Source organism: Sphingomonas sp. DC5200-1 (assembly GCF_049897245.1).
In the GTDB taxonomy this organism is placed as follows: Bacteria; Pseudomonadota; Alphaproteobacteria; order Sphingomonadales; family Sphingomonadaceae; genus Sphingomonas; species Sphingomonas aquatilis.
In genome coordinates, this window is the sequence record NZ_JAFCVW010000001.1 from 683831 (window position 1) to 690834 (window position 7004).

The window sequence follows — 7004 nt, forward strand, 5'->3', positions numbered from 1 at the left end:
CTTATCGTAGTGCCATGCTGAAGCACGTCCTGCGCGTCGCCGCGCTCATCGCCGTCATCGCCGTGGCGGTCGTCGTCTATCTCGCCTGGCCGGATACGGCGAAGCTGTCGGTCGATCAGGTCGCCGGCAAGCGCCCCGCCATCACCGAACCCCGCGACCAGACGCTGCCCACCGTCAAGGTCGCTGACGTCGTCGGCTGGCAGGGCAATGAAACGCCCACCCCCGCCGCGGGCCTGACGGTGAAGGCGTTCGCCCGCGGCCTCGAGCATCCGCGCTGGCTGTATCGCCTGCCCAACGGCGACGTGCTGGTCGCCGAAACCAACTCGCCGCCCCGCGACGGCGGCGGGATCGAAGCCTGGGTCATGGGCCGGCTGCTCAACAAGGCGGGCGCGGGCGTGCCCTCTGCCAACCGCATCACCTTGCTGCGCGACGCGAACGGCGATGGCGTTGCCGAGGAACGCCATGTCTTCATGACCGGGCTGAACTCGCCGACTGGCATGGCGCTGCTCAATGGCCAGCTCTACATCGCCAACACCGACGCGCTCGTCCGTGTGCCTTATGCCGACGGCGCGACGCAGATCACCACCAAGCCCGAGCTGGTCGTCAAGCTGAACGGCGGCGGCAACCATTGGGCGCGTACGCTGATCGCGGCGCCGGACGGCAAGACGCTGTTCGTTGGCGTCGGTTCGGCCTCGAACATCGCCGAAAAGGGGCTGGAGGCGGAGAAATTCCGCGCCAACATCCTGCAGGTCTATCCCGACCAGAAGACGTTCCGCATCTACGCCAGCGGCCTGCGCAACCCGCAGGGCATGGCGATCAGCCCCTACAATCAGCAGCTGTGGACCGTCGTCAACGAACGCGACATGCTCGGCTCCGACCTCGCGCCCGATTACCTGACGCAGGTCGAGCTCGGCGATCAGTTCGGCTGGCCGTGGTTCTATTGGGGCGGCTATCCCGACAATCGCGTCGATCCGCAGCGCCCCGACCTGCAGCAATATTCGAAGCGCCCCGATTACGCGCTCGGGCCGCACGTCGCCGCCCTCGGCCTCGCCTTCGCCAACGGCATGAAGCTCGGCGACCGCTACGCCCAGGGCGCGCTGATCGGCGAGCATGGCTCGTGGAACCGCAAGCCGGTGTCGGGCTATAAGGTCGTCTTCGTGCCCTTCGCGGCGCGCGGCTTCCCCGTCGATGGCGTCAAGCCGCAGGACGTGCTGACCGGCTTCCTCAATGCCGACGGCAAGGCGCGCGGCCGCCCGGTGGGCCTGGAATCCGATCGTACCGGCGCGCTGCTGGTCGCCGACGACGTCGGCAACACGATCTGGCGCGTCGCGGCGAAGTAACGCTCGCCCGCCCCCACTCCCCCGTCACCCCGGACTCGTTCCGGGGTCCACTCTTCAGCACGGGGACGGCCAGCGTCTCCAGCCGCACCACGCCAGCCTCATCCGCCCTTACGCACGCAGCGAAGCCATCCAGGGCGTCCTGGTCCGGCCCTGGATGGCTTCGCTACGCTCGCAATGACGAGACCGGTTCAACCCGCGAGTATCCCTGCCGGACAACCGCCGCGCCGAACCGTGCGCGCCCCTATTTCCCCGCGTCGGTAAACTTCACCGCCGTACCCGTGGCATTCGTCTTGCCCCAACTGATCGCCGTCACGTGCGCCTCGCCATATTTGGCGTTGATGACCGCATCGGCGCCCATCTTCTTCGCCCGCTCCCACAGCTCGCGATAGATTTTCGCTTCGGACGACGCCTTGCTGAACACCGTCGCCTTGCGCACCCCGGCCTTGACCTCGCCGATCACCTGATAGGGCCGATCCGTAATGTCGCCGGCAAAGACGGGCACGCCCGCCTCCGGATTGACGAGCGGCGCTTTCGCCTCCTGCGCAGCGGCGACCCCGGCACACCCTAACAGCGCAGCGCACAGCGCCATGCGAACGATCGTCATGAAAACCCCTCCTGCTTCACCGGACGCCTGATCCGCGCGGCCGTCCGAATGTGCCCAAGGTCGCGCCGCGAATCCAGCGCCACCGGATCGCCCCGATGCGCATCGCCCGCCGGCAAAGATCGTCCTCGCGATACCGCTCCCAACCGCCTACATATCGGACGATATGGCTCCGCTCGATTCCGTCCCTGCCCATCCGTCTCAACCGGACGCCAGCGTGACGCCCACCGGCGATGCCGCGAAGCAGCTCGCCACCGTCATGGCGCATATGCGCCATGGCATGGTCGTGTACGGCGCCGACGAGCGTATCCGCCTCATCAACCCTCAGGTCAGCGCGATCTTCGGTCTGGACCCGGCCAATCTTCCCGTCGGCACGATGCTGGGCGACTATCTTGCGCAGATCGGCCGGGCCGTCGGCTGGTCGACCGATCGCGTCGCCCGCGTCCTCGACAACCACCGTATCTGGCTCAAACGGGGCGAGCGCCAGACGCTGGACCATCATTTCGACGATGGGCAGGTTTTCGAAATCATCTTCACGCCCGGATGTGGGGGCGGCGCGGTGCTGACCTATGTCGACGTCACCTACGAACGCTCGATGCAGCGCGTCGTCGACGAGCGCGCAGCCCTGACGCGCCGCGCGCATGCCATGCTGGCCACGGTGACGAAGATCGCCGCCGACACCCGCGTCCTCGCCTTCAATGCCCGGATCGAAGCCGCCCGTCTCGGCGACCATGGCCGCGGCTTTGCCGTCCTGGCCGATGAAGTGCGCGAATTGTCGCGCCAGACGTCCGCCGTCCTGCTCGAAATCGCCCAGATCAACGAAGCCTCGCTCAACCTCGCTTAGGCTCAGGCAAGGACGCGACAGCCCACGTCCTGCTACGATCGTAACAGTCGCTCGGGGCGCAAGACTATCGGGACAATTTGATTAGGCTTGTCAGCCTCTTCGGAACGGATGGTGGAGCCGAGGGGGGACGAAGAGCCATCACCCAACGCGCAACAATTCAATTACTTAGCTTGCTGTTCCGCACCGATGTGTAACAGCCCTTGTGTATCATTCAAGAGGCGTCGATGAGCAACGCGGATGTCAGTTTGCCCATAAAGCACAATCTGTGTGACAGGCTCAGTCCGTGGCTCGCTTAGCGGAGGATGCTTCATGCTCCGCCCTCTGCCCCTCATGACCTAGGAAATGTGGGATCGTCGCGCATAAGGATTGTTTCTGAAGAGGTAGCGTCGCGTCAAGGCGGTCAGTAAAGATGCGGCATGAGCACGAATCTACCGGTCATCCTTTCAGGCCCGCAGATGCTGGCCGTTCCTCCGTCGTCACATGAATTGTCGCTGCTGACGGAGGCGCGGAGCCTTTTCGACTCCGGCTTCCATCCCTACGCTCTCCTCGCTCTTTGGAATGCCGCGGTCCATAATCTGAGGCGACGCGTCGAGGCGTACGGCACAGACCTCTGGCTGTCGGTCGTCAAAGACGAGAGCGGCCGAAAGAAGTTCGACAAGGACGGTGAAACGATCGCCGAGCGCTGGTCGGGCGTCGACGATCTGGTTCTGATCGCCGGTGCTTCGCGGCTAGGTCTGATCGACAAGAAGGGCGGCAAGGCCCTTGAAATGATCAACTGGAACCGCAATCACGCTTCGCCCGCTCATGATTCTGACAGCGTCGTCAGCGACGTAGACGTAATGGCACTGGCGATGCTCCTCCAGGCCAATCTATTCGACAAGTCCATGCCAGACCCGGGGCACTCGATCGCGGGGCTGTTCGAGCCCGTCAAAACGATCGCGCTTGACGCCAATCAGCTACAAACGCTGACCGATCAAATCAACGCTCTGACGGTATCGGACCTGCGGAATGCTTTCGGCTTTCTGATGGACATGCTCGCAGCCGGACAGCCGCCCGCGACCCAGAACGCCGCCGTCCTTCTGCCCGTCGCGTGGGGGCGGGCGTCGGAAGATCTGCGGAAAGCAGCGGGCCTGCGTTACCAGAACGTCGTCATCGATCCCGCGTCGGACACCAGCCCCGATAAGGGCACCGAGGCACGACTGATTGACTTCCTCACGAAGGTGAAGGGGGTCAACTACATCCCCGATGCATCGCGCGCCCGACTCTACCGACATGCGGCGAAGCTGCTCGCGCAGGCAAAGAACACTAGTTACGGCTGGGGTGCTGAAGAGACAGCGGCACGCACGCTCGCCCAGTTTGGGCCTTGGGTGCCGTCGATTGCCTTCGACGAGGTCTACCAAGAGATCGTCGCGGTATATTGCGGCAATTTCTGGGGCTCGTCCGATGCGGGGGCGATCCTCAATGATTTTTTTACCAGCCTGAACACCGATCAGGTTCGCCGGCTCATCCAGATCATCACGACCAACGAACGGGCGAAATCGGAACTCTTTCAGGCCAGGCCGAAGCAGAAAGCCGTTGATCTGCTCGGAGTGCTCAAAGGCAAGTTGACGATCAACGCCCATCTGGTCGAGGCGGATCAGGCGATCGCTGCGGTACAGGCAATGTAGTGAATACGTCGAGAAGCGCCTGCAGTGAGATGTATTGGTTCCTGTCGGCGTGCCGGTGCTGTGCTGGCAAGCGAGCGTCATCAGCACGTCAGCGACGCTGTTGACGTGGCAGTTCTGGCAGTCGCCGTCCACCAATTCGCGATGCGGCGCACCCGTACCTGCGGCATCGCGCGTCGGTCGGCCGAGCGGCACGCCGGTCAGCCTGTCTACGCAGAACAGGTTGGCGGGCGTGTGGTCCATCGCGACCACGTCGAGCAGCAGCTCGGGTTTGGCGCGATGCTCGACGGAGCCGAGCTCCTGACAGGCGCGTGCGGAACCCTATCGGCCGGTCAGCACTCGTTCCTTCCCCAGCCGCAGGACTGGGTTCAAACAGGTTCCCAGGCGACTACCCACATGTTCGCGCAAAGCTCGCTCGCGCCTTGGGCGTTAGCGCGACAAGCACTACCCTAAACGCCGCATAAGCGAGACCAATATCAGCGCAGCCGCTAAGTCTACAACTTTGTTTAATCAGAATGAAGCGAAACGAAGGATTACGGCTTTCGTGGACGAATACGGCGTCTGGAAGAGCTCTGGGAGGCATCCCCGGACGAGAGGGACGGCGCTTCCACGGTAGGCGGCTGAGACGAAGTCTCAGCCGCTCCTATTAGCGGCCTTACCCTTTTGCGAGGTATACTAGGACCTGCGACCGGAGCCGCAGGCTGCGGTCGATTGTCCCGAGTACCGGTCTCCCCACTATCCTTGTCGTTATACTGTTCTCCAGTGGTGTTCGTGGCGACCATATCGTCTCCAGCCGCAACAATGTAGTCGCTAGACGAGACCATATTGTCGTTCTTGGAGACTATGCGGCGGCGATTGCGGACGCCCGCAACCGACTTGCTAATCGGCTTGGCTGTTCGCTTGATCAGCTCCTCGTCCATATCAGTGTTGATGCGGTAGATGCGTATGCGTGAGTGGGCGACCTCCCCTCGCGAGATTATTCCACGCCGTTCGAGGGATTTTATAGCAGCCCACATGCGGCTTCTATCCATCGCTCTAGCTATGCCACCATACATCTCATCCCCGGCGTACAAGGCATCTCCGCTGAAATAGGCTGCGACCTTTTTCCAGCCAATTGTCCGATCAACTATCTGCCCCAGGACCAGCGCCTCGAAGGCGTCAAGATACGGCACAAGTTTACGCATCATAGATTGATAAATGACGAGCTGTTCGAGCACCTCCATGTCAGTGGGCTTCGTCTCAGCCTTCATCTCCGCCCAGGTGCTAACTCTCTTCTCCGTCACCGACACCCTCTCGCCTGTCGCCCGATTGCTTGACACGCTTTGCATATGCGAGCCCACGTCGGATACAATCGCGTACTCCAACCTTTGCCCCGATAGCGCCTTGCGTTGAGAACCTAAACCGGCGCGGCTCAAAACCGGCCGAACCTGCACACATGCAATCAGCGGGTCCTTGGTTCGAGCCCAAGTGCGTCCACCGCCTATTCAGTGACTTAGCGGGTAAAGCATGGGCGGCGCTGCCGCCATGTCCGTCCCATGTCCGCCTGGCATCACCTATGACTTAGGTCGGTTGAGACAGGTCAGCGAGTTCAGCCGCCCCATCCTGACCCCTTCGGCCATCTTTGGCGGCCGAAGACGGTAAGAGCGGTTGCCTTGATGCTCTCCCGTTGCGACCGTGCTTCGTGCACCCAGTCTCCGGCGTAAGCATTGCGGGAGGAGATCGCCTTCCCTGCTTCCGTCTTTGGCCCGGTCGACTTTTCCCAAGGCTTCGTACGTCGGATCATCTCTGCCTGCCGAGCACGACGCTCGGGTGTCCATGCTGACTTCGTGCCCATCTGGCTCTCGGCTGTTCAGTTCGTTCGGCGTCTTATCATCACAAGCTTCACCGCTGAACAGCCGATGTTCGGGGAATAAGGGCGATCATAGGACCGCAGGACGCAAGCAGGACGGGAGAGGCCGGAGCGGCGGCTCGGTCAGAACGTAAGGCGGCTTCCCGAGGCGGCCGGTCACTCGCAGGAGGCTTTCGCCGACCTCGCTGGCCTGCACCGGACTTACGTCAGCGACGTTGAGCGTGGGGCGAGGAACCCGACGATCAAGGTGGTCGACAAGCGACGGCCCTTGGTGTGAGTGCCGGAACTCTCTTGGATTACGTCGAGGCAGGGCGACCGAATGTCGCTGGCGGAAGTCCAGACGGGTAAATTTGGTCGAAAGATTGCCAGCGTGAAGCGGGATCGAGCGAAAGCAGCTCAAACCATTGCGCGTGATCCGCCCGGTTCTCCGCCACCAGCCTCAACCAGGGGCCGGGGCGGATAAATCGCACGTGCAAGATGATATGGCACCGGCGGCAGATTGGATACGCTGAAAGCGGCGTAGCGTAATCCTCTAAATGCATCTGGTGCGTCGATGGGAGCGCCCGGTTGCAGATCGAGCACCATGGTGCTGATTCCGAGGGAAGCCGCCCCCTCATTCCGAAATGATGCCGCCCCCCTGTTCCGAGAATTACTCGCCCCCTGATTCCGAGATGATGTCGCCCCCTTTGCGGGGATGACGATGAAG

The 7004-nt window shown here is 62.5% G+C and carries 6 protein-coding genes; 4 read left to right on the forward strand and 2 right to left on the reverse strand.

All coding sequences use genetic code 11. The features are described 5' to 3' along the window. Positions 1-14: 14 nt before the first annotated feature. Positions 15-1340: a PQQ-dependent sugar dehydrogenase gene (locus ACP7A3_RS03175; RefSeq protein ID WP_426254940.1), complete on the forward strand. Its 1326-nt coding sequence runs from the start codon at positions 15-17 to the stop codon at positions 1338-1340. A gap of 241 nt (positions 1341-1581) precedes the next feature. Here ACP7A3_RS03175 and ACP7A3_RS03180 read toward each other — a convergent pair whose 3' ends face one another. After that, entirely contained in the window at positions 1582-1929 is a 348-nt protein-coding gene (locus tag ACP7A3_RS03180; RefSeq protein ID WP_043060160.1) for a heavy metal-binding domain-containing protein, read from the reverse strand. Between the two features lie 229 nt (positions 1930-2158). On the opposite strand from ACP7A3_RS03180, the gene ACP7A3_RS03185 reads away from it, so the two are divergent. Together ACP7A3_RS03185 and ACP7A3_RS03190 are read left to right on the forward strand one after the other, a co-directional pair. Further along, complete coding sequence (locus tag ACP7A3_RS03185; protein WP_426254941.1) at positions 2159-2785, forward strand: methyl-accepting chemotaxis protein; 627 nt, start codon at positions 2159-2161, stop codon at positions 2783-2785. 416 nt (positions 2786-3201) lie between these two features. Next, on the forward strand, positions 3202-4452 hold the full coding sequence (locus tag ACP7A3_RS03190) for a hypothetical protein (protein WP_426254942.1): 1251 nt from the start codon (positions 3202-3204) through the stop codon (positions 4450-4452). Between the two features lie 530 nt (positions 4453-4982). On the opposite strand, the gene ACP7A3_RS03195 is transcribed toward ACP7A3_RS03190, so the two are convergent. Further along, positions 4983-5732 carry a hypothetical protein gene (locus ACP7A3_RS03195; RefSeq protein ID WP_426254943.1) on the reverse strand — a complete coding sequence of 250 codons (750 nt, stop codon included), beginning with the start codon at positions 5730-5732 and terminating at the stop codon, positions 4983-4985. Positions 5733-6488: 756 nt separating this feature from the next. Here ACP7A3_RS03195 and ACP7A3_RS03200 point away from each other — a divergent pair. Continuing rightward, positions 6489-6575, forward strand: a complete 87-nt coding sequence (locus ACP7A3_RS03200) for a hypothetical protein (RefSeq protein ID WP_426254962.1) — start codon at positions 6489-6491, stop codon at positions 6573-6575. The last annotated feature ends 429 nt before the right edge of the window (positions 6576-7004 follow it).